The organism is Aureimonas sp. AU22, from assembly GCF_001463745.1.
GTDB lineage: Bacteria > Pseudomonadota > Alphaproteobacteria > Rhizobiales > Rhizobiaceae > Aureimonas.
In genome coordinates this window covers 21563-44313 of sequence record NZ_BBWJ01000010.1, presented here as the reverse complement: position 1 = coordinate 44313, position 22751 = coordinate 21563, and the positions used below count along the sequence as shown (strand labels likewise).

Annotated in this window: 24 protein-coding genes and 1 pseudogene; 12 read left to right on the top strand and 13 right to left on the bottom strand. The window is 69.4% G+C overall.

Annotation, left to right across the window (positions count from 1 at the left end; translation table 11 throughout):
• Nucleotides 1-67 precede the first annotated feature (67 nt).
• The 3 genes and pseudogenes from AUL34_RS03600 to AUL34_RS21795 all read left to right on the top strand — a co-directional run.
• Nucleotides 68-1021, top strand: coding sequence for a dihydrodipicolinate synthase family protein (locus AUL34_RS03600; protein WP_061931300.1), 954 nt, complete (start codon nucleotides 68-70; stop codon nucleotides 1019-1021).
• Between the two features lie 154 nt (nucleotides 1022-1175).
• Nucleotides 1176-1883, top strand: coding sequence for a FadR/GntR family transcriptional regulator (locus AUL34_RS03595; protein WP_061931298.1), 708 nt, complete (start codon nucleotides 1176-1178; stop codon nucleotides 1881-1883).
• A 233-nt stretch (nucleotides 1884-2116) separates the two neighbouring features.
• A pseudogene (locus AUL34_RS21795) lies at nucleotides 2117-2305 on the top strand (transposase); the annotation flags it as partial.
• 130 nt (nucleotides 2306-2435) lie between these two features.
• On the opposite strand, the gene nth (AUL34_RS03590) reads toward AUL34_RS21795, so the two are convergent.
• The 3 genes from nth (AUL34_RS03590) to AUL34_RS03580 all read right to left on the bottom strand — a co-directional run bounded on the left by nth (AUL34_RS03590) (nucleotide 2436) and on the right by AUL34_RS03580 (nucleotide 4703).
• Nucleotides 2436-3155 (bottom strand): endonuclease III, encoded by a 720-nt coding sequence (gene nth, locus AUL34_RS03590; protein WP_061931296.1) that lies wholly within the window; start codon nucleotides 3153-3155, stop codon nucleotides 2436-2438.
• Nucleotides 3156-3221: 66 nt separating this feature from the next.
• The gene (locus AUL34_RS03585; RefSeq protein WP_061931294.1) at nucleotides 3222-4142 is read right to left on the bottom strand and encodes a bifunctional helix-turn-helix domain-containing protein/methylated-DNA--[protein]-cysteine S-methyltransferase; all 921 of its coding nucleotides are present in this window, start codon (nucleotides 4140-4142) and stop codon (nucleotides 3222-3224) included.
• 81 nt (nucleotides 4143-4223) lie between these two features.
• Nucleotides 4224-4703, bottom strand: coding sequence for a DUF2244 domain-containing protein (locus AUL34_RS03580; RefSeq protein WP_061931292.1), 480 nt, complete (start codon nucleotides 4701-4703; stop codon nucleotides 4224-4226).
• Nucleotides 4704-4785: 82 nt separating this feature from the next.
• Between AUL34_RS03580 and nth (AUL34_RS03575) the strand changes: the two genes are divergently transcribed.
• Nucleotides 4786-5613: an endonuclease III gene (gene nth, locus AUL34_RS03575; RefSeq protein ID WP_061931289.1), complete on the top strand. Its 828-nt coding sequence runs from the start codon at nucleotides 4786-4788 to the stop codon at nucleotides 5611-5613.
• Here nth (AUL34_RS03575) and AUL34_RS03570 read toward each other — a convergent pair.
• Nucleotides 5574-6362 (bottom strand): sulfate transporter family protein, encoded by a 789-nt coding sequence (locus tag AUL34_RS03570; protein WP_082653134.1) that lies wholly within the window; start codon nucleotides 6360-6362, stop codon nucleotides 5574-5576. The two genes, nth (AUL34_RS03575) and AUL34_RS03570, sit on opposite strands and share 40 nt — an antisense overlap.
• 139 nt (nucleotides 6363-6501) lie before the next feature.
• Between AUL34_RS03570 and gshB the strand changes: the two genes are divergently transcribed.
• From gshB to AUL34_RS03555, 3 genes are all read left to right on the top strand, one after another.
• Nucleotides 6502-7440, top strand: coding sequence for a glutathione synthase (gshB, locus tag AUL34_RS03565; RefSeq protein ID WP_061931287.1), 939 nt, complete (start codon nucleotides 6502-6504; stop codon nucleotides 7438-7440).
• A gap of 104 nt (nucleotides 7441-7544) precedes the next feature.
• A complete protein-coding gene (locus AUL34_RS03560) occupies nucleotides 7545-8210 on the top strand; it encodes an SH3 domain-containing protein (RefSeq protein WP_061931285.1) in 666 nt (221 codons plus the stop codon).
• Between the two features lie 157 nt (nucleotides 8211-8367).
• Nucleotides 8368-9900: a YifB family Mg chelatase-like AAA ATPase gene (locus tag AUL34_RS03555; RefSeq protein WP_061931283.1), complete on the top strand. Its 1533-nt coding sequence runs from the start codon at nucleotides 8368-8370 to the stop codon at nucleotides 9898-9900.
• A 214-nt stretch (nucleotides 9901-10114) separates the two neighbouring features.
• Here AUL34_RS03555 and AUL34_RS03550 read toward each other — a convergent pair whose 3' ends face one another.
• From AUL34_RS03550 to AUL34_RS03515, 8 genes are all read right to left on the bottom strand, one after another.
• Nucleotides 10115-11113, bottom strand: coding sequence for an adenosine kinase (locus AUL34_RS03550; RefSeq protein WP_061931281.1), 999 nt, complete (start codon nucleotides 11111-11113; stop codon nucleotides 10115-10117).
• 29 nt (nucleotides 11114-11142) lie between these two features.
• Complete coding sequence (locus tag AUL34_RS03545; RefSeq protein ID WP_061931279.1) at nucleotides 11143-11517, bottom strand: YraN family protein; 375 nt, start codon at nucleotides 11515-11517, stop codon at nucleotides 11143-11145.
• Nucleotides 11514-12443, bottom strand: coding sequence for a 16S rRNA (cytidine(1402)-2'-O)-methyltransferase (gene rsmI, locus AUL34_RS03540; RefSeq protein ID WP_061931277.1), 930 nt, complete (start codon nucleotides 12441-12443; stop codon nucleotides 11514-11516). Before rsmI ends, AUL34_RS03545 begins: the two co-directional genes overlap by 4 nt.
• Nucleotides 12440-12781: a YnfA family protein gene (locus tag AUL34_RS03535; protein ID WP_244492429.1), complete on the bottom strand. Its 342-nt coding sequence runs from the start codon at nucleotides 12779-12781 to the stop codon at nucleotides 12440-12442. Before AUL34_RS03535 ends, rsmI begins: the two co-directional genes overlap by 4 nt.
• Nucleotides 12778-13977 (bottom strand): radical SAM family heme chaperone HemW, encoded by a 1200-nt coding sequence (hemW, locus tag AUL34_RS03530; RefSeq protein WP_061931275.1) that lies wholly within the window; start codon nucleotides 13975-13977, stop codon nucleotides 12778-12780. The genes AUL34_RS03535 and hemW overlap by 4 nt, the downstream gene beginning before the upstream one ends.
• The gene (gene rdgB, locus AUL34_RS03525; protein ID WP_061931272.1) at nucleotides 13974-14627 is read right to left on the bottom strand and encodes an RdgB/HAM1 family non-canonical purine NTP pyrophosphatase; all 654 of its coding nucleotides are present in this window, start codon (nucleotides 14625-14627) and stop codon (nucleotides 13974-13976) included. Before rdgB ends, hemW begins: the two co-directional genes overlap by 4 nt.
• Nucleotides 14628-14665: 38 nt before the next feature.
• Nucleotides 14666-15385 carry a ribonuclease PH gene (gene rph / locus AUL34_RS03520; RefSeq protein WP_061931270.1) on the bottom strand — a complete coding sequence of 240 codons (720 nt, stop codon included), beginning with the start codon at nucleotides 15383-15385 and terminating at the stop codon, nucleotides 14666-14668.
• Nucleotides 15386-15535: 150 nt separating this feature from the next.
• Nucleotides 15536-16987: an NCS1 family nucleobase:cation symporter-1 gene (locus AUL34_RS03515; RefSeq protein WP_061931267.1), complete on the bottom strand. Its 1452-nt coding sequence runs from the start codon at nucleotides 16985-16987 to the stop codon at nucleotides 15536-15538.
• 224 nt (nucleotides 16988-17211) lie between these two features.
• Here AUL34_RS03515 and hrcA point away from each other — a divergent pair, with 224 nt between their 5' ends.
• Nucleotides 17212-18339 (top strand): heat-inducible transcriptional repressor HrcA, encoded by a 1128-nt coding sequence (gene hrcA, locus AUL34_RS03510; protein WP_082653132.1) that lies wholly within the window; start codon nucleotides 17212-17214, stop codon nucleotides 18337-18339.
• 225 nt (nucleotides 18340-18564) lie between these two features.
• Nucleotides 18565-19197, top strand: coding sequence for a nucleotide exchange factor GrpE (grpE, locus tag AUL34_RS03505; protein WP_370539020.1), 633 nt, complete (start codon nucleotides 18565-18567; stop codon nucleotides 19195-19197).
• A gap of 217 nt (nucleotides 19198-19414) precedes the next feature.
• Here grpE and folD read toward each other — a convergent pair whose 3' ends face one another.
• The gene (gene folD / locus AUL34_RS03500; protein ID WP_061931404.1) at nucleotides 19415-20314 is read right to left on the bottom strand and encodes a bifunctional methylenetetrahydrofolate dehydrogenase/methenyltetrahydrofolate cyclohydrolase FolD; all 900 of its coding nucleotides are present in this window, start codon (nucleotides 20312-20314) and stop codon (nucleotides 19415-19417) included.
• A gap of 155 nt (nucleotides 20315-20469) precedes the next feature.
• Between folD and AUL34_RS03495 the strand changes: the two genes are divergently transcribed.
• From AUL34_RS03495 to AUL34_RS03490, 3 genes are read left to right on the top strand one after another with little or no spacing between them, the layout of a single operon-like run.
• Nucleotides 20470-21249, top strand: coding sequence for a 3-hydroxybutyrate dehydrogenase (locus AUL34_RS03495; protein ID WP_061931262.1), 780 nt, complete (start codon nucleotides 20470-20472; stop codon nucleotides 21247-21249).
• Nucleotides 21250-21277: 28 nt separating this feature from the next.
• Nucleotides 21278-21421, top strand: coding sequence for a DUF3096 domain-containing protein (locus AUL34_RS21790; protein ID WP_082653131.1), 144 nt, complete (start codon nucleotides 21278-21280; stop codon nucleotides 21419-21421).
• 36 nt (nucleotides 21422-21457) lie between these two features.
• Nucleotides 21458-22750 (top strand): NAD(P)/FAD-dependent oxidoreductase, encoded by a 1293-nt coding sequence (locus tag AUL34_RS03490; RefSeq protein ID WP_061931402.1) that lies wholly within the window; start codon nucleotides 21458-21460, stop codon nucleotides 22748-22750.
• The last annotated feature ends 1 nt before the right edge of the window (nucleotide 22751 follow it).

The following is a 22751-nucleotide window of genomic DNA, read 5'->3' as shown; positions in this document are numbered from 1 at the left end:
GACTCGCAACTTGTAAAAATATGTCACGTCGATTAGAAGCGGGCCACATCGATCCCCAGGAGCTCCCATGAAGACGATCCTCTCGCTCGACGATCTGGCCCGGTCCGTCATCGCCGTCCCGCCCTTTGCGGCGACGCCGGATCTGGCCATCGCGGAGGAGGCCAACGGCCGATTGATCCGGCATATCGAGGCGGGCGGCGTATCGACCCTGCTCTATGGCGGGAACGCCAACGTCCAGAACTGGCCGGTATCCGTCTACGGTGAGTGGATGGATGCGATCGAGGCCCGTGCGGCAGGTGACACATGGGTGATCCCGTCGGTCGGACCGGATGGCGGCAAGCTGCGCGACCAAGCCGCGCTCCTGGCCAAGCGCCGCTATCCCGCGGCGATGTTTCTGCCCTTCGCCGGTCCGCGCACCGAGGCCGGCCTTTCGCGCGCCGTGCGCGACTTCGCGCAGGCCGCCGGCATGCAAGCGATCCTCTACATCAAGTCGGACGATTACGTGTCAGCGCGGACGGTCGCGACGCTGGTTGCCGACGGCAGCCTGTTCTCGGTGAAATACGCGATCCCGCGCGTCGATCCCGCCGTCGATCCGGTTCTCGATGAACTGATCGGCGCCATCGGCCGGGAGCGCATCGTCAGCGGCTTCGGCGAGCCGCCGGCGCTGCCGCACCTGCGCCACCAGAAGCTTGCCGGCTTCACCGCCGGCTGCGTGTGCATCGCTCCGACCCTGTCGCAGGCCTTCCTGCGGGCGCTGAAGACGGAGAATCTTGCCGAGGCCGAACGCCTGCTCGCGATCTTCGCGCCGCTGGAGGCGCTGCGGGAGGAGGGCGATCCGATTCGCGTTCTCCACTCCGCGATCGGCCTTGCCGGCATCGCCGACATGGGGCCGGCCCTGCCGATGCTGACCCCGGCCGAAGAGCACCTTTGGCCGCGTATCGAGACGGCCGCGCGCGAGCTCCTCGCGGCGGAAATGGCGGCGCGCGAGGCCGGCACGCGATCGGCCGCCGCTGCGGAGTGAGGGCTGGCTCCGGCGGGCGCTTCGGTTCCCTTCCTTTCCGGAAGAATTGAATCGAGCGCCCGGCGCTTTTTCTGCGCCGTCCTGGCAGCTATGTAGACAGGCAGATCATCGATCGGGCCGGCGATCGGCTCGTGCCGTAGGGGCGGTGTCCAGCATGCAGAGGGATCGACCCGCCGCCGACCGCAAGCTCGGCGACTATGTCTACGACGGGATCTTCTCGTTGATCGCCTCCGGCGAGTATGCCGAGAATGCCCGCCTGCCGAGCGAACTCGAACTCGGCCGGCGCTTCAGCGCCTCGCGACCCGTGGTCCGCGAGGCGTTGGCTCGGCTGCGGGACGATGGGCTCGTGCAGTCTCGGCAAGGGTCGGGCAGCTTCGTGAGGCGCAAGCCGGACGCCGATGTGCTGCGCTTCGTCGAAATCGGCTCGGTCAGCGACATCCAGCGTTGCTACGATTTCCGCATCGGTTTCGAAGCCGCCTCCGCAGCCTTGGCGGCAACCGCCTGGCGCGACGATGAACTCGCCGATTTGCAATCCGCCCATGCCGAGATGGGCCGTGCGCTATCGGGAGGCGAATTGGCCGTCGAAGCCGATGCGCATTTCCATCGCGCCGTCGCCCAGGCCACGCGCAATCCCTACTACGTGTCGGTCCAGACCTCGCTGGAAGCCAATATCAAGGTCGGCATGCAGTTGGCCCGCAACCTCTCGCTTTTGAAGCCGGCCATGCGTTCGCAGATCGTCCAGTCCGAACACGACGCGATCGTGGAAGCGATCGAGCATCGGGACGCGATCAAGGCAGCCGAAGCGATGTCGACCCATATCCGCAATGCCCGCAGACGCATGTTCGACGGGCAGGATGGGTAAAGAACCGGCATGCGGACCGGCTGCTCTACGAGGGAATTCGTCCCATGACGTCCATACAGTCCGCCCAAGCTCTGGGGTCTCCCGATCGGGGCAGGCACGGAAGCGATCGACCGCTACCGTTCTCTGTTCCGTCAGCGCCAATCGACTTACAAGTATGGAGGCTGAGCCCCTGGGGTCGGGACCCATTGATTCGAGGAGTGCCGTCTGAATCAGGCTCTGCGGGAGGACTGGATATGAGCGACCTGTACTGGCTGACGGACGAGCAGATGGAGCGGCTTCGTCCGTTCTCTCCCAAGAGCCACGGCAGGCCACGTGTCGACGACCAGCGGGTTCTCAGCGGCATCATCTTCGGCAACCGCAACGGTCTGCGCTGGCGCGACGCACCACGGGACTATGGGCCCGCGAAGTCGCAACCGCATCGAGCTCATGTTCGGGCCGCTGAAGGACTGGCGCCGCGTCGCAACACGCCACGACCGATGCCCAACGCTCTTCTTCTCCGCCATCACGCTCGCCGCCATGTTCTATCTTGGCTCTGAGCTATGAGTCCTGGCCCTAGGTGTCCTGATATTCAGACGTGACAGGGGGCGCGTCGCGCGTCGCGGCGAACCAGCGGCAAAGGTCGTTGAGGAAACAGGTCTCGCAGCGCGGGCGGCGCGACAGGCAGATGCTCTTGCCGAACTGGAGCAGCCAGAAATGGCCGTCGCGCCGCGCCCAGTCGGGGACGTCGCGCTCCAGCGCCGCCGCCGTCTTGTCGGCGGTGCGCTCGTCCGTCAGCCCCAAGCGGTTGCAGACGCGGAAGACATGGGTGTCGACGGCGATCACGTCCTCGTCGAAGGTGAAGCTCATGACGATGTCGGCGCATTTGCGCCCGATGCCGGGCAGGCTCATCAGCCCCTCGCGCGTCTGCGGCACCACGCGGCCGTGCTCGTCGATCAGCGCCGCGCAGAGGCGGCGGATGCTTTTCGCCTTCATGTTGTAGAGGCCGCAGGGCTTGATCGCTCGCGCGATCTCGTCGTCCGAGAGCTTCAGCATCTCGTCCGGCGTCGTCGCCAGTGCGAAAAGCGCCCGGACCGCGGCGGCGGTGTTGACGTCGCGGCTCTGGGCGGACAGGAGGCAGGACACCACGGAGCGGAACGGATCGGGCTGGTCCTTGGGACCCTTGGCGTCCGGCGTGCGGCCGGGCATGTGGGTGCTGAGGCGCCGGAAGGCCTCCTCGCGCTCGGGCGCGCTGAGGGCGCCTCGATCCACCGTTTCCTCGCGTCGTGCGTCCATTCCGCCCTCCCGATCCGCTGCGGGGGCAAGACGGTTTGCCGGCCAACGGGTTCCCCCGTGCGGCGATCAGCCCGGGCCCCGCATCGCGAACTCCCAGCCGAGCATGGCGCGCTTGCGCGCCAGGCCCCAGTGGTAGCCGGTGAGCGCGCCCGACTTGCCGACGACGCGGTGGCAGGGCACCACGAAGGAGATGGGGTTGCGCCCGACCGCCGCTCCCACCGCGCGCGAAGCCTTCGGGCAGCCCATTTCCGCGGCGATGCCGGAATAGGTGTGCGCCCCGCCGAAGGGGATCGCGAGCAGCCGCTCCCAGACGCGGACCTCGAAGTCGGTGCCGATCAGAACGACACGCAGGGGAGCCGCCGCGCCCCATTCCGCCGGACGGAAGATGCGGGAGAGACGACGCGCCGCCCCCTCGTCGCTACGCATTGCCGCCGCGCGCGGCCAGCGGCCCAGCATGTCGGACAGGGCATGGGCGTCGCCGCCCCGGTCCTCGTCGGAGAAGGCGAGGCCGGCGAGCCCCTGTTCGGTCCAGATGGCGAGGGCCCGGCCGAAGGGCGTGTCGGCGAAACCATAGGTGAGGGCGAGACCCTCACCCCGCGCCTTGTGCAGGCCGGGGCTCATCGCCTCGTGCTTGACGAAGAGGTCGTGGAGGCGCGAGGGACCGGAGAGACCGACCTCGAGCGCGGTGTCGAGGAGCGGCAGGCCATCTCCCAGGAGCCGGCGCGCGTGGTCGATGGTCACGGCCTGGAGGAAGGCCTTGGGGCTGAGCCCCGCCCAGCGACGGCAGGCCGATTCGAGGCGCTGGGCGGTGACGCCGCAGGCTTCCGCCACCGCGTCGAGCGAGGGCTGGCTGCGATATTCGGTCGAGATGAACTCGATCGCCGCGCGCACGAGCGGATAGTCGGACGGGGGCGGTAGCTCGGTCAGGCCGCGGGACACCGGGGCCAGCGCTTCGGCCTCGACGGGGGAGGGGGCGTGTCGCGTCATCGGATCGCTCCGTGAAAGATCGTCCGGCCGAATTTGGACCGCGCTGCGCCTCGAAACCACCCGTTTTCCCTCGCGTCGGCGTCAGCCGCGCTTGGCCTCGTTGAGCGCCCGGCCGAAGGCCACGGCGAAGCTCTCGCGGTCCTCCGGGTTGAGGAAGGCGCCGATCTCGGTCTGCCGCCCTTCGCCCGAGACCGCCATGTGGGTGACGCCGGCAAGCTCGTGCCGGCGCACCAGAAAGCGCGTCCAGAACGGGTTGTAGCGGGCCTCACGGACCGCGCCGCGCGCCGAGGTCTTGCGGATGGTGAGCTCGGTGCGCGAGACGCGGACCTCCTCGGACGCCCGCGCCGAGCGGAAGCTCGCTTTCAGCGCTACCCAGAGAAGAAGGACGTCGAGCCCGAAGAAGCCGACCACCGGCCACGCCCCGTGCGAGACGAAGACCGCGCCGGACAGGAGGCTCAAGCCCCCGAACAGGGCCATCGTGATGTTGAAGCCCCGCTTCCCCAGCGACCGGTAGGGGGTGAGAAGGGCATGGAAGACGGTGCGATCGGAGCCGTCTGTCATCCGCGTCTTGCCTCGCAGGCTGGATCCGTTCCAATGAAAGGCCGGCTCATCGGCCTTGCCGGCGGATCATAGGGTGAGAACCATGGCGGAAAAAGCGCCTGCGACCAAGCGCGCGACGCGATCGGCCGAAAAGGCCGAGCCGGTCGCGAAGGCCGTCCGTGCCAAAGCGAAGGCCAGGGCTCCGAAGATCCCCTACTCGGCCGAAGAGGTCGCGGAAATCTTTCGCCGCTTCGCCGTCCAGCGCGCGCATCCGACCTCGGAGCTCGAACACCGCAACACGTTCACGCTGCTCGTCGCCGTGGTGCTGTCGGCGCAGATGACGGATGCCGGCGTCAACCGGGCGACGCGCGATCTCTTCGCCCGCGCCTCGACGCCGGAGGCGATGGCGGCTCTCGGCGAGGACGCCATCCGCGAGGCGATCAAGACGGTGGGCTTCTTCCGCACCAAGGCGAAGAACGTTCAGCGCCTGTCGGAAATGCTGCGTGACCAGCACGGCGGCGAGGTGCCGCGCGAGCGGGCGGCGCTGGAAGCGTTGCCCGGCGTCGGGCGCAAGACCGCCAACGTCATCATGAACACGGCGTTCGGGCAGGAGACGCTGGCGGTCGACACGCACATCCTGCGCATCGGCAACCGCATCAAGATCGCGCCCGGCAAGACGCCGGAGGCTGTCGAAGAGGGCTTCCTGAAGATCATTCCGGAGGGGTTCCTGCGCCATGCCCACCACTGGCTGATCCTGCACGGGCGCTTCGTGTGCAAGGCGCGCAAGCCCGACTGCGCCGTCTGCATCATCGCGGACCTCTGCAAGGCCAACGAGAAGTGGTGCGACACGGCCGCGCCCCTCGTCGCCCTGCCGGACGCGCCGCCGGGGCCTCAGCCCCTGCCGCCGGGGGCGAAGCGACCGGGCGGCTGAACCGGGACGCCCTCGATCGACTCCGGTGTTGTCGACGCGATCGGCAGCCCGCCCTCGCGCTGCGACACGCGTTGGTGGAGGTGCACCATCAGGGCGGCGGCAAAGAGCGGCGTCAGGAGGTTGAGGATCGGGATCGCGAGGAAGGCGGCGAGCAGGAGGCCGGCGGCGAAGACCGTTCCACCATATCGGCTCCTGAGGGCCCGCACGTCTTCCTCCGAGCGGTAGCGCAGCGCCGCGAACTCGAAATATTCGCGGCCGAGGAGATAGCCGTTGATCACGAAGAAGGCGCCGAAATTGACCACCGGCACCAGAAGCAATGCGAAAGCGAGGAGGTTGCCGAGGATCACCACGCCGAAGAACTTCGCCGACAGCACGATCGAGCGGCCGAGCGGCAGGGCGCGGCCGACTGCCTGACCGGGATAGTCGTCCCGCTCCACGACCTCGGCCACGTCGTCGAGGAAGAGCCCGGCGATCACCGCCGAGACGGGCGCGATCAGGAAGGCGAGGAGGAAGGCGAGCGCAATGCCCGCCGCCCAGCCCGCGAAGGTTCCGGCATTGTCGACCCAGGCCGGCATGTCCGGCGTGAAGCGCGAGAAGAACGGGATCGCCACGACCTCGAAGAGCCAGCGCACCGCGAACCACAGCGCGATCAGGACGACGGCGGTGAGACCGAGCGACTTCCAGAGCGCGGCCCGGAAGGGCGGGGAGAAGACATCGCGCAGGGCGCGGGCGGCCGAGGCCAGGATCATCTTGGGGAGGCTCCTCGTGGGTCTCGCCGCTTGAGATGGGACAGGCGCGGCGCACCAGCAATGGGCTCTCCAAGTGGACTTGGTCCCCGTTCCCCGCTACCTCGCCGCTGAAGACGCCCTTTCCAGCCGAGGAAGCCCCATGTCGCTCAAGGTCGCGGTCCAGATGGACCATGTGTCGGGAATCACCATCAAGGGCGATTCGACCTTCGCCCTGTGCCTGGAGGCCGAGCGCCGGGGGCACCAGCTCTTCCACTACACGCCCGACCGCCTGTCGCTCCGCGACGGGCGCGCGACGGCGCGCGTCGAGACGCTGAACCTCGTGGAGGAACAGGGCCGGCACTTCGTGCTGGGGCCCCAGGAGAAGGTCGACCTGTCGGACATGGACGTGGTGCTCCTGCGCCAGGACCCGCCCTTCGACATGAACTACATCACCTCGACCCACATCCTGGAGCGCATCCACCCCAAGACCCTGGTGGTCAACGACCCGGCCTGGGTGCGCAACATGCCGGAGAAGATCTTCGTCACCGAGTTCGCCGACCTGATGCCGGAGACGATCATCACCAAGGACCCCCAGGAGGTCGCCGCCTTCCGCGCGGAGTTCGGCGAGATCGTGATGAAACCGCTCTACGGCAACGGCGGCGCGGGCGTCTTCCACCTGACGAAGGAGGACCGCAACCTGTCCTCCTTCATGGAGACCTTCGCGCTCCTGTTCCGCGAGCCCTTCATCGTGCAGCGCTACCTGAAGGACGTGCGCAAGGGCGACAAGCGCGTGATCCTGATCGACGGCGAGCCGGTGGGCGCGATCAACCGCGTTCCTTCCGAAACGGACGCGCGCTCCAACATGCATGTCGGCGGGCGCGCCGAGGCGACCGAACTCACCGAGCGCGAGCGCGAGATCTGCGCCCGGATCGGCCCGGCGCTGAAGGAGCGCGGCCAGCTCTTCGTCGGGATCGACGTGATCGGCGACTACCTCACCGAGATCAACGTGACGTCCCCCACCGGCATCCGCGAGGTGAAGCGCTTCGGCGGCGCCGACATCGCCGCGCTCTACTGGGACGCCGTCGAGGCCAAGCGCTGAACCGCTCCGGGTTCCTGAACGCCGGATGAACGGGGCGTTCGGGAACCGTTCGCTCCGACCGTGCTTGAATGTCTCCATCGAAGCCTTTTCACCGGACGGCTGCCATGCCCCGCCTCACTTTCCTCCGATCCGCCCTTCTCCTCGGCGCTCTCGCGCTGCCGGGCATCGCCCAGGCCGCGACCGCGATCGCCACCACCAACGTCAACCTGCGCGCCGGTCCTTCCACCGCCTATCCGCCCGTCAACGTCGTGCGCGGCGGCGAGGACGTGCGCGTCTACGGATGCCTCGCCAACCGCTCGTGGTGCGACGTCGACTTCTACGGCCAGCGCGGCTGGATGTCGTCGAACTACCTCGCCTTCGTGCGTGGCGGCACGCGCTACACCGGCGAGCGCTCGGTGCGCTATCTCGGCGCCCCGGTGATCACCTATTCCTTCGGTAACTACTGGGACCGCCACTACCGCGACCGGCCGTTCTACCGCGACCGCCAGCGCTGGGACGGCATCTACGGGCCCCGCATCTTCGACCGCGGACCGCCGCGCGGCGAATGGCGCGACGGGCCGCCGCCGCCCTATGCTCGCCGCGACGACCGCCGCTGGGACGAGCGGCGCGAGGACCGCCGGGATCGCTGGGAGGACCGTCGCGACGATCGGCGCCAGCGTTGGGAGGATCGCCGCGACCGGTTCGAGGACGGTCCGCCCCCGCCGCGCTGGCAGCGAACGGACGCCGGTCCCTTCGAGCCGGAAGGCGAGCGCTACGACCGGGACTACTGATCGGCCGGGACGGATACGAGGGGCGGCGGGAGCCGCCCCTTTTCGCTGGGGACGATCACCAGTTCGTTCCCTTCCTGTTCTTGCCTTGCCCACCCTCGGCGGATTAGCCTCTGGCGCCGGTGTCCCTGCCGGCTGAGCCGGTCGGGGGCAGGCCAGCATGATCTCACGCGTCAGGACCGTCGCCTTCCAGGGCGTCGACGCCATTCCGGTCGACGTCGAGGTGATGGTCGCGCCCGGCAAGATGGGCATGCAGATCGTCGGCCTCGCCGACAAGGCGGTGGCGGAAAGCCGAGAGCGCGTGCAGGCCGCCCTTCACGCCTCGGGCCTGGCGATGCCGCCCAAACGCGTGACGATCAACCTCGCGCCGGCCGACCTGCCGAAGGAGGGCTCGCACTACGACCTGCCGATCGCGCTCGGGCTGATGGCCGCGCTCGGCGCGCTGCCGGCGGAGAAGCTTGCCGAGTACCTCGTTCTCGGCGAACTGTCGCTCGGCGGCACCGTCTCGCCGGTCGCGGGCGTCCTGCCCGCTGCGATGGCCGCACACGACCTCGGGCTCGGCCTGATCTGTCCCGAGGCCGGCGGTCCGGAGGCTGCCTGGGCCAGCGTCGACATGCCCATCGTCGCCGCCCGCAGCCTGATCCAGATCGCCAACCATTTCCGCGGCACGCAGGTTCTCGGCCGGCCCGAGCCCGCCGTGCGCGTCGCCGCCGCCGACCTGCCCGATCTCGCCGACATTCGCGGACAGGCCTCCGCGCGTCGCGCGCTGGAGGTGGCGGCCGCCGGCGGTCACAACATGCTGATGTGCGGGCCGCCCGGCTCGGGCAAGTCGATGCTCGCTGGGCGCCTGCCCTCCATCCTGCCGCCGCTCGTGCCGGCCGAGATCCTCGACGTGTCGCGCATCGCCTCCATCGCGGGCGAACTCTCCGACGGTCGCCTGTCCGACCGCCGGCCGTTCCGCGCGCCCCACCATTCCGCCTCCATGGCCGCCATGGTCGGCGGCGGCCAGCGCACCCGGCCCGGCGAGGTGTCGCTTGCCCATCGCGGCGTCCTGTTCCTCGACGAGCTGCCGGAGTTCTCGCCGGCCGTCCTCGATTCGCTCCGCCAGCCGATCGAGAGCGGCGAAAGCGTCATCGCGCGCGCCAACTACCGCGTCACCTATCCCGCCCGCTTCCAGCTCGTCGCCGCCATGAACCCCTGCCGATGCGGCATGGCCGGCGAGCCGGGCCACACCTGCGCGCGCGGACCCCGTTGCGCCTCGGACTACCAGGCCCGGATCTCGGGCCCGCTCCTCGATCGCATCGACATCCGCATCGACGTGCCCGCCGTGACTGCCGCCGACCTCATCACCGTCGCCCCGTCCGAGCCCTCCGCCACGGTGCGCGCCCGCGTGGAAAACGCCCGCCAGATCCAGGCCCGGCGCTACGAGGCCCTTGGCCTGCCCGCGACGACCCTCAACGCCCACTGCTCGGCGTCGCTCGTCGAGCGCGTCGCCGCGCCGGATGCGGCCGGTGCCAAGCTCCTGCGCGAGGCCGCCGAGCGCATGGCCTTCTCGGCCCGAGCCTACCACCGCATCCTTAAGGTCGCCCGCACGCTGGCCGACCTCGCCGGCGCCGACACCGTCGGGCGCCCCCACCTTGCCGAAGCCATCAGCTACCGCGTCGCGACGGAGCGCCCTGCGGTCGTGGGGTAGGGTATGCGTTCGGGATGCGAGCAGGGGCGCTGCCCCTGCGCCCCGCCAGGGGACATGATGTCCCCTGGGCCCCACCTCATTCGAAGAGTGTCCAAAACGAAGGGGGCCACCGGCCCCCTTCGTTTTGGATAGATCGTCGAATGAAAAGAAGGGTTCTGGAATTCCTTCCCGAGCGGGGCCCGGGGCGGCAGCCCTGCCGTTCCTGGCCGCAAGCCTATCCCAGGATCGCCCGGACCTCCGGCAGCGCGGCGAGCGGCACCTGAGGGCGGGGGCCGATCTGGCTGATGATGTGGCCGGCGGCGATGGCGCCGAGGCGCGCCGAGCGGGCGTGGTCGAGGCCGGCGGTGTAGCCGCGCAGGAAGCCCGAGGCGAAGAGATCGCCGGCGCCCGTGGTATCGACGACATGGGGCACGAAGGTTGCCGGAAAGGCCTGGATCGTCGAACCTTCGACGGTGACGCAGCCGTCCGGTCCGCGCGTGACCACGGCGAGGCGCCCGGCGTCCTGGCCGAGATGATGGAGCGCTTCCTCGAGGATCTCGGTCTGGTAGAGGGCGAGCGCCTCCGCCTCGTTGGCGAAGACGATGTCGACGGTCCGCGAGCGCATGAGGTCGAGGAACTCGGCGCGGTAGCGGTGGACGCAGAAACTGTCCGACAGGGTCATGGCGACCTCGCGGCCGGCGTCGTGCGCGATCTTCGCCGCCTGGAGGATCGCGTCCTTGGCGCGCGGCGGATCCCAGAGATAGCCCTCGAAATAGGTGACGCGCGAGGCGGCCACGATCTCCGCCACGACGTCGGCGGGCGAAAGCTCGACGCAGGCGCCGAGATAGGTGTTCATCGACCGCTCGCCGTCGGGGGTGACGAGGATCATGGAGCGGGCGGTGGGCGGCTCGCCGACCAGCGGCGTGGTCTCGTAGCGGATGCCGAGCGACTGGATGTCGTGGGCGAAGATGCGGCCGAGCTGATCGTCGCAGACCTTGCCGAAATAGGCGCCCGTGCCGCCGAGCGAGACGAGGCCGGCCACCGTGTTGCCTGCGCTGCCGCCGGACATTTCCGTCGCCGGTCCCATCCGGGCGTAGAGGTCCTCGGCGCGCGAGGCGTCGATCAGGGTCATCGCGCCCTTCTCGATGCCGGCTTCCCTGAGGAAGGCGTCGTCGGTGCGCGCGATGATGTCGACGATGGCGTTGCCGATCGTCAGAAGGTCGTAGTCGGCCATGCGGAACGGAAGCCCTTGTTGGGGAAAGGTCAGGCGGAGCCCCAGGCGTTGGGGACGTGGACCGGCCAGCGGCGGGGCAGGACGGCGACGATGTCGAAGCGCAGCGACAGGCGCGCGTGGTCGGGCTGCTTGCCCAGCCAGAGGTCGGCGGCGCGCTCGATGCGTGCCTGCGCGGTCGGGGTGACGGCATCCATGGCGGCTACCAGCGTGGCGCGTGCCTTTACCTCGACGATCGCGACCGTGTCGCCCCGTCGCGCGACGAGGTCGATTTCGCCGAGCCGGGTGCGGTGGCGCACGGCGAGGATGCGGTAGCCCTTGAGGCGCAGCGCCCAGGCGGCCAGCCATTCGGCGCGGTGGCCCTTGGCGAAGCGCGCGCGGCGCTCGGTCAAGCGGTCGGAACTCATTCGCCCTTGAGCGCCAGGGCGCGTTGGTAGAGGTCGCGCCGGGAGAGGCCGGTGAGCTTCACCGCCTCTTGCGCGGCCTTCGCCGGCTTCATCTCGGCCAGCAGCCCGCGCAGGATCGCGTCCACGTCGACGGGCGCCTCGTCGGCCTCGTCCGCCGGTCCGCCGACGCAGACGACGATCTCTCCGCGCACTCGCTCGATCGTGGCGAACTCGGCGGCGAGGTCGGGCAATGGCCCGCGATAGATGGTCTCGAACGCCTTGGTCAGCTCGCGGCAGACGGCGGCCGGGCGGGGGCCGAGCACGGCGGCCATGTCGGCGAGGCTGTCGGCGATCCGGTGCGGCGCCTCGAAGAACAGGAGCGTGCCGGGCACGCGGGCAAGGCTTTCCAGGCGCGCGCGGCGGCCGCTTTCCCGGGCCGGCAGGAACCCGGCGAAGAAGAAGGCGTCGGACGGCAGGCCCGAGGCGAGGAGGGCGGCAAGGGGCGCGGACGCTCCGGGGATGGGGATGACAGGCAACCCACGCGCGATCGCCTCCCGGCCCAGCCGGTAGCCGGGATCGGAGACCAGCGGCGTGCCGGCGTCCGAGACCAGCGCGACGGAACGACCGGCCGCGAGCTCGGCGAGGAGTGCCTCGTCGGCGCTCGCGGCGGAATGCTCGTGATAGGACCAGGCCCGGCGCCGGATGCCGTAGCGCTGCAGGAGCTTGCCGGTCTGGCGCGTGTCCTCGCAGGCGAGGATGTCGGCCCCGGCGATCGTTTCGAGCGCGCGAAGGGTGATGTCGGAGAGGTTGCCGATCGGCGTCGCCACAAGATAGAGCGCCGGCTCCGGCCGGGGGGCGGAGAAGGCCGTGCCGCGCACCGAGTAGCCGGTCCGCCCGTCCTCGGGAACGCCACCCGGCGTATCCTCGAACCCGTCCGCCTCGCTCATGCGCCTCTCGGTGCCCAGAGGATGATGCCCGCGCCGACGAGGCAGAGCGCTGCGCCGGCGAGGTCGAAGCGGTCCGGCCGCGCTCCTTCCGCGCCCCACAACCACAGAAGCGAGCCGAGAATGTAGACGCCGCCATAGGCGGCGTAGGCGCGGCCGGCGTGTTCGGTCTCGACCAGCGTCAGCGCGTAGGCGAAGAGGGCGAGCGAGAGGAGCCCCGGCAGGAGCCACCAGCGCGACGCGTCCAGCCGGAGGACGGCCCAGAGCGCGAAGCATCCGGCGATCTCGGCCAGCGCGGCGAGGGCGTAGACCGCCAGCGTCGGGGCGGGGAAGGCGATCACGCGAGATCCGCCACCACGGCGTCGAGCACCAGCATGCCGGCCGGCGTCGCGCGGATGCGGTCGCGGCCGAGACGCTGGATCATGCCGTGACGTGTCAGCTCGGCGACCGTCTCGGGGTCGAGATCGCGGCCGGAAAGCGCCTGCCAGCGCTGGAGGTCCATGCCCTCCGCGAGGCGAAGGCCCATCAGCATCAGCTCGTCCGCCTGCTCGTGAAGAGCCAGGGGCAAGTCCTCGACATGGCCCGAATCCCAGTCCTCGACCATGCGCAGCCAGGTTTCCGGGTGCTTCTCGTTGGCGACGGCATGGCGCGCCCCGTCCGGCCCCGGAAGCCGTCCGTGCGCGCCGGGGCCGACGCCGGCATAAAGGCCGTAGCGCCAGTAGGTGAGGTTGTGGCGCGATTCCGCTCCCGGCACCGCGTGGTTGGAGATCTCGTAGGCCGGCAGGCCGTGAGACAACGTGATCTGCTGCGTCGCCTCGTAGAGTTCGGCCGAAAGCTCGCCGTCCGGCACGAGGAGCTTGCCGGCCTTGTGAAGGGCATGGAAGGCGGTGCCCTCCTCGATCGTCAGCTGGTAGAGCGACAGGTGATCGGCCGCGAGCCCGATCGCCTGTCGGATCTCGGCCTCCCAGGCCGCGACGCTCTGGCCCGGCCGGGCATAGATCAGGTCGAAGGACAGGCGCGGAAAGATCTCGCGCGCCAGCCGGATCGCGCCGAGCGCCTGCGACACGTCGTGGAGGCGCCCGAGACGGCGCAGATCGACGTCGTTCAGCGCCTGGACGCCGAGCGAGACGCGGTTGACGCCCGCCGCGCGGTATCCCCGGAAGCGATCGGCCTCGACGGAGGAGGGGTTCGCCTCCAACGTGATCTCGGCACCGTCGGCGACCGTCCAGAGGCTCGCGATCTCGTCGAGGATCGCGCCGACCGTTCCCGGCTCCATCAGGCTCGGCGTTCCACCGCCCAGGAAGATCGAGGTCACCGTCTCGCCGCCGGAGCGCTTCGCCTGGGTCGCCAGTTCCCGCCGGAAGGCGGCGACGAAGCGCGCCTGGTCGACCGGCTCGTGGCGGACATGGCTGTTGAAGTCGCAATACGGGCACTTGGCCGCGCAGAACGGCCAATGGACATAGACCCCGAAGCCGGGATCGCCGGCCGGCGGCGTGTAGGGGCGGATCGCCGACAGGGAGCGCAGGGCCACGGTCACGAGACGCCGAGAGCCTCTCGCGCGAAGAGGCGGAAGGCCCGCGCGCGGTGCGACAGCGCCCGCTCCTCGCCCGGCACCCAGCCGTGCTTCTCCTCCGACGACATCTCGCCGAAGGTGCGGGTCTCGTTTTCAGGCAGGAAGCAGGGATCGTAGCCGAAGCCGAGGCTCCCGCGCGGCGGCCAGACGATCGTGCCCTCGATCTCGCCGCGGAACTCGCGCGTCCCGCCATCGGGGAAGGCGAGGCAGAGAACGGCGACGAAGCGCCCCGTGCGCCGCTCCGGGGTCGCCGCGCCTGCTGCCTGGAGCTTCTCCTCCACCTGGCGCATGGCCATGGTGAAATCCTTGGCGGGACCCGCCCAGCGCGCCGAGTAGATGCCGGGATCGCCGCCGAGCGCATCGACGGCGAGACCGGAGTCGTCCGACAGCGCGGGAAGGCCGGTGGCTCGCGCCGCCGCGAGCGCCTTGATTCCGGCGTTCTCCTCGAAGGTCGCGCCGGTTTCCTCGGGCTCGGGAAGGCCCTTGTCGGCTGCCGAGACCACCTCGAAGCCGAGGGGGGCGAGCAGCTCGCGGAATTCGGCGATCTTGCCGGCGTTGTGGCTGGCGACGAGCAGCGGGCCGGCGGCGGGATCGAGGGGCAGGGCGTGGGTCATGGGTGGAAACGCTTCCGTTCTCTGGCGGCGGGCGCGGCTCAGGCGCCGAGCACCGCCTTCTGCCGTTCGACCAGCTGTGCGATGCCGCCCTCGGCGAGCCCGAGAAGGGCGTCGAGTTCGGCGCGCGAGAACGGCTCGCCCTCGGCCGTGCCCTGGATCTCGACGATGCCGCCGCGCCCGGTCATCACGAAGTTGGCGTCCGTGTGCGCCGCCGAATCTTCGATGTAGTCGAGGTCGAGCACTGGCTGCCCCTGGTGGATGCCGCAGGAGATCGCCGCGACATGATCCTTCAGGACGGCCTCGCGCTTCACCATGCCGCGCGTTTCCATCCAGGCGAGGCAGTCGGACAGGGCGACGAAGGCGCCGGTGATGGCGGCGGTGCGTGTGCCGCCGTCGGCCTGGATCACGTCGCAGTCCACCGTGATCTGGCGCTCGCCGAGCGCCCCGAGGTCCACCACGGCGCGCAAGCTACGGCCGATCAGGCGCTGGATCTCCTGCGTGCGGCCGGACTGCTTGCCGCTCGCCGCCTCGCGGCGCATGCGCTCGCCCGTGGCGCGCGGCAGCATGCCGTATTCCGCCGTCACCCAGCCCTTGCCGGTGTTCTTCAGCCAGCCCGGCACGCGCTCTTCGAGGCTGGCCGCGCAGAGCACGTGCGTGTCGCCGAACTTGACGAGGCACGAGCCCTCGGCATGGCGCGAGACGCTACGCTCCAGTGAAACCGGCCGCAATTCTTCGTTCTGGCGTTTGGAAGGCCGCATCGGATGTCCGCTCAAGGCTCGGGGAAGTGTTGCGGTCTCCTTAACGCATGCCGCCGGGAACCGGAAGCGCCGGGACAGGTGATGCGCGCTTGAAGGCGGCTCGGGGGATCCAGGCCCGGATCCCCCGATGATGCCGCCCGACGCGCCCGGTCAGGCTGGATAGGGCCTTCCGATGCGCGAGGAGCGCAGCGCGTAATAGATCCCGCCAGCGATCGCGACCCCGAAGAACCAGCCGTAGACGCCCCACCACGCCGGCATGAGCGAGGTCATTCCCGGCAGGATCGAGGAGAACACGATGCCGATGGCGGCCGCGATCAGCGCATTGACGTGCCAGCCGTTGTCGAAGCGGAACTCGCCGTCCTCGCGATAGAGCGCCTGCACATCCACCCGGCCCCTTCGGATCAGGTAGTAGTCGACCATCATCACGCCGAAGATCGGACCCATCGTGTTGCCGATCATGTTGACGAAGTGCGCGGCTCCCCCTTCCCAGGGCGCGAACGGATAGAGCAGGAGCGCGATCAGCGCCGCGATGTAGCCGCCCTTCTTGAAGTCGATGTGCCTCGGAAAGACGTTGGCGAAGTCGAAGGCCGGCGAAACGAAGTTGGCGACGACGTTGATGCCGAGCGTGGCGACCGCGAAGGTCAGCGCCGCCAGAAGCGCCAGGAACCAGCTGTCGAACTTCGCCGAGATCTGGTCGGGATGCAGCAGCACCTCGCCGTAGACGGTGTAGGCGGCGATGGTGGTGACGCCCGCCACCAGCGAGAACAGGATGAGATTGACCGGCAGGCCCCAGAGGTTTCCCACCGTCAGCGACCGCTCGCTCGGGCAGTAGCGCGAGAAGTCGCAGAAGTTGAGGTAGAGCGCCGAGAAGTAGGTGACCCAGATCGCGGCGACGGCCCCGAGGGCGGCGATCGAACCCGGCACGCCGGGCACGCCCGCATCCTTCGTCTTCTCCAGAAGCACGTCCATCGGGATCGTGTGCTGGAACGAGAAACCGCCCGCCTTCACGACGAGGTAGACGGCCAGCAGGAGCATCATCACCCAGACCGCCGGTCCGGCCCAGTCCTGGAACTTTCGCACCGTTTCCATGCCGTTCTGGATGATCAGGAGCTGCAGGCCCCAGATGACGACATAGGAGATCACCTCGAGGGTGGAGTGGCCGAGCATGTGGCTCGACTGATGGAAGGCGAGCAGGCTGTCGTTGCGGATCAGGAGCGCCACGATCGCGCCGGACGCCGCCGCCGTCTGCGCGCCGTACCAGAAGCAGGCGACGATCGCGCGCACGATGGCCGGGAAGTTGGCGCCCCAGATGCCGAAGGAGGCGCGGGCGAGAACCGGAAAGGGCACGCCGGTGCGCACCCCGGCAAGCCCAACCATGTGCATCAGCACGAAGATGATCAGCGAGCCGATGCCGATCGCGATCAGGAAGTTCAGGAAGCTGCCGCAGAACAGGAACAGGCTGGCAGCGAGATAGTATCCCCAAAGGCTGTGCACGTCCGATGTCCAGACGTTGAAGATCGAGAAGGCGCCCCAGTTGCGCTCCCTGGCCGGTGCGAGATCCTCGTTGTAGAGTTGCGGCGAAGCGCCCTGCGGTATCGTCATTCCGTCCTCCCCATGCCGTAGTCTGCGCCACGTGCGTGTGTCACAGTAACGTGATGTTCAGGCTGGTTGCAAAGGGTTGCTCGGCATCGGGCAGGGACGGGCCGTAGGGGCATCAACGCTGCCGACCGTCGGCTGGAACGGACGTCGCGGAGGCGGAAAACACATCTCCCGCGTCCTCGCGCCGCTTGGCCGCGCCGGGCGCGGCTCATATATTCGATGGCGTGATGAAGCTCGGCCCCAACCTGTCCCTATCCCGTGATTCGCTGGACCGCCGCCTCGACCTCGGCCAGACGCTGGACGAGCGTTCGCGCGAGATTTTCCGGCTGATCGTCGATAGCTACCTCGAATCGGGAGAGCCGGTCGGGTCGCGCAATCTGTCGCGTCTTCTCGCCTCGTCGCTCTCGCCCGCCTCCATCCGCAACGTCATGTCGGATCTCGAAGCCCTCGGCCTCATCTATGCGCCGCACGTCTCGGCCGGGCGCCTGCCGACCGAGATCGGCCTGCGCTTCTTCGTCGACGCCTTTCTGGAAACCGGCGACCTGCCCGAGCGCGAGCGCCTCGAGATCGAGGAGCGGGTTCGCAACGAGGGCGAGCGGCGTCCGGTCGACGCGCTCCTCACCGAGGCCTCGCAGCTCCTGTCCGGCCTGTCGCGGGGGGCGGGCATCGTGCTGGCTTCCAAGGCCGACATCCGCCTGAAGCACATCGAGTTCGTCCGCCTCGACGCCGCGCGCGCCCTCGTCGTGCTCGTGGGCGAGAACGGCGAGGTCGAGAACCGCGTCCTGGAGCTGACGCCCGGCATCACGGCGGCCCAGCTCGTCGAGGCCACCAACTTCCTCAACGCCCACGTGGTCGGGCGAACGCTCAGCGAGGCGCGCACCCGCATCGCGGCCCTCAAGGACGACACCGCCCGGGCCCTCGATCACCTGTCGCAGGAACTCGTGGAGGCCGGGCTCGCCGTCTGGGCAGGCGGAGGAGCGGGCAACCCCTCCCGGCTGATCGTGCGCGGCCGCGCCAACCTTCTCGACAGCGTCACCGCCGCGCCCGACCTTGAACGCCTGCGTCACCTGTTCGACGATCTCGAGTCGAAGAGCTCGATCATGGAGCTCATCGACCTTGCGGAGGCGGGCAACGGCGTTCGCATCTTCATCGGCTCGGAGAACAAGCTCTTCTCCATGTCCGGCTCCTCGCTCGTCATCGCTCCCTATAGCGACGGCGAGGACCGGGTGATCGGCGCGGTCGGCGTGATCGGACCGACGCGGCTCAACTACAGGCGCATCGTGCCCATGGTGGACTACACCGCCCGGCTCGTCTCCCGCCTGCTTTCCGGCACCGCTGCGCCTCGCCGGCCTTGATTTTCGGCATTCGGCATTCGATATCCCGCACCGACTTCCATCCCGGCCGGGGCGTCCGTCGGCCATTGCTGCGACGGGCGAACCGGGCCAGTTTCCCAAGGAGCGCCCTCTTCGATGACGAGCGAGACCGACAAGACGCCGAACGAACGCGATGACCAGGCGACGGCGACCCCCGGCCAGGCTTTCTTCAAGGGCGGCGGCATCGCGGGCGCGGCGCCGGGAGACATGAACGCGCCCGATATCCAGGCTCCGGCGACCGAGGGTGACGAGACCGTGTCGACCTGGGGCGGCGGCCAGGCGTCGGAAGCGGATCGCGCGCGCATCGCCGAGCTCGAGGCCGAGAACGCCGACGTCAAGGATCGCCTGCTGCGCCTCGCCGCCGACATGGAGAACCTGCGCCGGCGCACCGAGCGCGAGATCAAGGACGCGCGCCAGTTCGCCGTCGCCAACTTCGCGCGCGATATGCTCTCCGTCTCCGACAACCTCGACCGCGCCCTCCAGGCCTTGCCCGACGGCGCGCGGCAGGGTGGGGATGCCGGCTTCACCGCCCTCGTCGAAGGCGTCGAGATGACGGGCCGTTCGATGCTCTCGGCAATGGAGCGCCACGGCGTGAAGAAGCTCGAGCCGCTCAACGGACGCTTCGACCCGAATTTCCACCAGGCCATGTTCGAGATCCCGAACCCGGACCTTCCCGCCAACACCGTGGTCCAGGTCGTCCAGGAAGGCTACGCCATCGGCGAGCGCGTCCTGCGCCCGGCCCTCGTCGGCGTCTCGAAGGGCGGCCCGAAGGCCGCAGCGCCCGCGCCCGGCCCCGACACCAAGCCCGGCGTGCCGGACGAGAGCACGAAGGACGCCTGAGCGGCGCGCATGGGATCGAGCAGGGGCGCTGCCCCTGCACCCCGCCAGGGGAAATGGATTTCCCCTGGACCCCTCCTCACTCGAAGAGTGTCCAAAAGCAAAGGGGGCCGCTGGCCCCCTTTGCTTTTGGAAAGATCATCAAATGAAAAGAAGGGTTCGGGAATTCCTTCCCGAGCGGGGACCGGGGCGGCAGCCCCGCCAATCCAGGCAGCGCCCCTCAGAACGTCGGCGGTGTTTCGTCGGCCGCGCGATAGGCGGCGGTGACCGTGTTGGCCATGAGCATGGCGATCGTCATCGGGCCGACGCCGCCGGGAACGGGGGTAATGGCGGAGGCGATGGCGGTGGCTTCGTCGAAGGCGACGTCGCCGACGAGGCGCGTCTTGCCGTCGCCCCGTTCGGGGGCGTCGATGCGGTTGATGCCGACGTCGATGACGATGGCGCCGGGCTTGATGCAGTCGGCGCCGAGTGCCTGTGGGCGGCCGATTGCGGCGACGAGGATGTCGGCCTCGCGGCACAGCGCGGGAAGATCCGCCGTGCGCGAATGGGCGACGGTGACCGTGGCGTTGGCAAGGAGCAGGAGCTGCGCCATCGGCTTTCCCACGAGGTTGGAGCGGCCGACGACGACCGCACGCTTGCCCGAAAGATCCTGGCCGAGCGCGCGGCGCAGCAGCACCATGCAGCCGGCGGGCGTGCAGGGCACGAAGGCCTCCCGCACGAGCCCCGAGGCGAGGCGGCCGGCATTGACGACGGTCAGACCGTCGACGTCCTTGTCGGGGTGGATGCGCCCGACCACGGCGTCCGTGTCGAGGCCCTTGGGCAGCGGAAGCTGCTGCAGGATGCCGTGGATGGCGGGATCGGCGTTGAGCGTGTCGATGAGCGCGAGGAGCGCGGCCTCGGTCACGTCGGCGGGCAGGCGGTGCGTGACGGAGTGGAACCCGCATTCCCTGGCCATCCGGCCCTTCGAGCCGACATAGACCTGGCTTGCCGGGTCCTCGCCGACCAGTACGACCGCAAGACCCGGCGTGATGCCGCGGCGGGTCTTCAGATCGGCGGCCGCCGCCTTGACCGTCGCCAGGACGTCCTCGGCCACCGCCTTGCCGTCGATCCTCGTCGCCACCATCGAGCCGCTCCTTTTGCTGCGTCGCACGGCTTATAAGACGGCACGCGTCCGCTCGCGAGCGGCAAAATCGGCGAGGGCGCGGGAGCAGCCCTGTTCGCTGGCCCCGAGCCTTCTATGATCTCGTGACGAGAGACCGGGAAGGGACGAGCGTCATGCAGCTTGAGGGACAGGTCGCGGTGGTGACGGGGGCGGGATCGGGTATCGGCCGGGCCATCGCGCTGGCCTATGCCCGCGAAGGCGCGAGCGTCGGGATCGCCGATATCGCGGCCGACGCCGCGGGAAGGGTCGCGGCCGAGATCGAGGCCGCGGGCGGTCGTGCACTGGCCGTGACGATGGACGTAACCGACGAGGCGGCCGTCAACGCCGGCGTCGACGCGGTGGCCGAGCGCTTCGGCCGGCTCGACGCGATGGTGGCCAATGCCGGCATCCAGATCGTCCATCCGATCGAGGAGTTCCCCTACGAGGAGTTCCGCCGCGTTGTGGACATCCATCTCGGCGGCTCGTTCCTCCTCACCAAGGCGTCGGTGCGGCATATGTACCGCCAAAAGTCCGGCGCCCTGATCTACATGGGCTCGGTGCATAGCCACGAGGCCTCGGCGCTCAAGAGCGCCTACGTCGCCGCCAAGCACGGCATCCTCGGGCTCGCGCGCACCATGGCCAAGGAGGGCGGCAAGCACGGCGTGCGTTCCAACGTCATCTGCCCCGGCTTCGTGCGCACGCCGCTGGTCGAGAAGCAGATCCCGGAACAGGCGCGCGACCTCGGCATCTCCGCGGAGGAGGTCGTGAAGACCGTCATGCTCGGACGGACCGTGGACGGCGAGTTCACGACGCTCGAGGACGTCGCGGCGCTTGCCGTGTTCCTGGCCGGCTTCCGCTCCGCGGCGCTGACCGGGCAGTCGATCACCGCCAGCCACGGATGGTACATGGGCTGACCGGCCCCGAGCGAGAGGAGAGACTTCGATGGAAATCATCACCGTTCAGCCCGTCGTGGCGCTCATCGCCGGCGTCCTGATCCTGCTGATGCCGCGCCTTCTGAACTACATCGTCGCGATCTACCTGATCGTGATCGGTATCACCGGCCTCATGGGAACCATCTCGCCCTAGCCGCCTTCGCGCTGGGTGGACGGCGAAGGGATGGACATGGCGGATCGGGCGACGGGGCGACGGGTTTTGATCCTGGGCGGCGGGGCTGGCGGGCTCGAACTCGCCTCCCGTCTGGCGGGCAAGGGCGGCGTCGAGGTGACGCTGGTCGATCGCGAGATGACCCATCTCTGGAAGCCGAGGCTGCACGAATTCGCCGCCGGCACCGTGTCCTCGACGCTGGCCGAGATTTCCTTCTACATGCTGGCGCGCATGCGCGGCTTCCACTTCGAGCAGGGCGAGGTGCGCGCCATCGATCGCGCCGGCGCGCGCGTGGAACTCGGCGCCATGCACGACGAGGAGGGCCGCGAGCTCGCGCCGGCGCGGTTCCTTCCCTACGACCTCTGCGTCGTGGCGCTCGGCGGCGTAACGCCCGACTTCGGCACGGAAGGGGTCGCCGAGAACGCCGTACGCCTCGACGGACCGGAGGACGCGGAGGACTTCCGCACCCGCTTTGCCGGCACCATGATCCGCGCCCGTTCGAGCGGCGTGCCGGCCGAGATCGTGATCGTCGGCTCGGGCGCGACGGGCACGGAGCTTGCCGCGCACCTGCGCAACTCCGAGACCGGCTTTCTGGTGCGCGGAGGCAAGGCGCGGGCCGACAAGCTCCTCGGCATCACCATCCTCGAGGCGGCCCCCGTCATCATGCCCGGTATCGACGACGCCTTGCGGGCCAAGCTGGTGGAGCGGCTGAAGCAGCTCGACATCAAGACGGTGACGGACGCCAAGATCGCGGCGATCGAACCGGGCGCCGTCCGTTCGGTCTCGGGCGAGCGCTGGCCTGCCGACGTCTCGGTCTGGGCGGCGGGCCTCGTCGGCCATCCCGTCCTGAAACGGCTCGCCGACTTCGAGATGGACGACAAGGGCCGCATCAAGGTGGATCGCACGCTGCGCTCGACGGTGGACGAACGCATCTACGTCATGGGCGATGCGGCGAGCATGGTGGCGAAAGGCGCCGAGAAGCCGCTGCCGCCGACCGCCCAGGCCGCCTCGCAGCAGGCGGACTACCTCACCGAGACGATCCCGCTCCTCCTCAAGGGCCAGCCGGTCGAACCTTTCGAGTTCCGCAACAGGGGCCGCCTCGTGCAGCTCGGCCGGGCCGGCACGGTCGGGCGCATCGGCTCCGGCCACGGCGACGACTTTCTGATCCACGGCCAGTTCGCCACCGCCGCCTACGACGCGCTCCAGCGGCACCACCAGTGGAAGGTGCTCGGACGCTTGCGCGGCACCGTCGCGATCTTCGCCGACATGCTCTCGCCGGCCAAGGGACCGGCCCTGAAGCTGCACGGATAGC

Coding starts and splice junctions, on each gene's coding strand:
- hrcA (WP_082653132.1), top strand. CDS start 17,212: ATGAAGCTCGGCCCCAACCTGTCCCTATCCCGTGATTCGCTGGACCGC.
- nth (WP_061931289.1), top strand. CDS start 4,786: ATGGCGGAAAAAGCGCCTGCGACCAAGCGCGCGACGCGATCGGCCGAA.
- rph (WP_061931270.1), bottom strand. CDS start 15,385: ATGCGGCCTTCCAAACGCCAGAACGAAGAATTGCGGCCGGTTTCACTG.
- nth (WP_061931296.1), bottom strand. CDS start 3,155: ATGGACGCACGACGCGAGGAAACGGTGGATCGAGGCGCCCTCAGCGCG.
- AUL34_RS03555 (WP_061931283.1), top strand. CDS start 8,368: ATGATCTCACGCGTCAGGACCGTCGCCTTCCAGGGCGTCGACGCCATT.
- AUL34_RS03545 (WP_061931279.1), bottom strand. CDS start 11,517: ATGAGTTCCGACCGCTTGACCGAGCGCCGCGCGCGCTTCGCCAAGGGC.
- AUL34_RS21790 (WP_082653131.1), top strand. CDS start 21,278: ATGGAAATCATCACCGTTCAGCCCGTCGTGGCGCTCATCGCCGGCGTC.
- rsmI (WP_061931277.1), bottom strand. CDS start 12,443: ATGAGCGAGGCGGACGGGTTCGAGGATACGCCGGGTGGCGTTCCCGAG.
- AUL34_RS03515 (WP_061931267.1), bottom strand. CDS start 16,987: ATGACGATACCGCAGGGCGCTTCGCCGCAACTCTACAACGAGGATCTC.
- rdgB (WP_061931272.1), bottom strand. CDS start 14,627: ATGACCCACGCCCTGCCCCTCGATCCCGCCGCCGGCCCGCTGCTCGTC.
- AUL34_RS03560 (WP_061931285.1), top strand. CDS start 7,545: ATGCCCCGCCTCACTTTCCTCCGATCCGCCCTTCTCCTCGGCGCTCTC.
- AUL34_RS03600 (WP_061931300.1), top strand. CDS start 68: ATGAAGACGATCCTCTCGCTCGACGATCTGGCCCGGTCCGTCATCGCC.
- AUL34_RS03580 (WP_061931292.1), bottom strand. CDS start 4,703: ATGACAGACGGCTCCGATCGCACCGTCTTCCATGCCCTTCTCACCCCC.
- AUL34_RS03585 (WP_061931294.1), bottom strand. CDS start 4,142: ATGACGCGACACGCCCCCTCCCCCGTCGAGGCCGAAGCGCTGGCCCCG.
- gshB (WP_061931287.1), top strand. CDS start 6,502: ATGTCGCTCAAGGTCGCGGTCCAGATGGACCATGTGTCGGGAATCACC.
- AUL34_RS03570 (WP_082653134.1), bottom strand. CDS start 6,362: ATGATCCTGGCCTCGGCCGCCCGCGCCCTGCGCGATGTCTTCTCCCCG.
- AUL34_RS03550 (WP_061931281.1), bottom strand. CDS start 11,113: ATGGCCGACTACGACCTTCTGACGATCGGCAACGCCATCGTCGACATC.
- AUL34_RS03495 (WP_061931262.1), top strand. CDS start 20,470: ATGCAGCTTGAGGGACAGGTCGCGGTGGTGACGGGGGCGGGATCGGGT.
- grpE (WP_370539020.1), top strand. CDS start 18,565: ATGAACGCGCCCGATATCCAGGCTCCGGCGACCGAGGGTGACGAGACC.
- AUL34_RS03595 (WP_061931298.1), top strand. CDS start 1,176: ATGCAGAGGGATCGACCCGCCGCCGACCGCAAGCTCGGCGACTATGTC.
- AUL34_RS03490 (WP_061931402.1), top strand. CDS start 21,458: ATGGCGGATCGGGCGACGGGGCGACGGGTTTTGATCCTGGGCGGCGGG.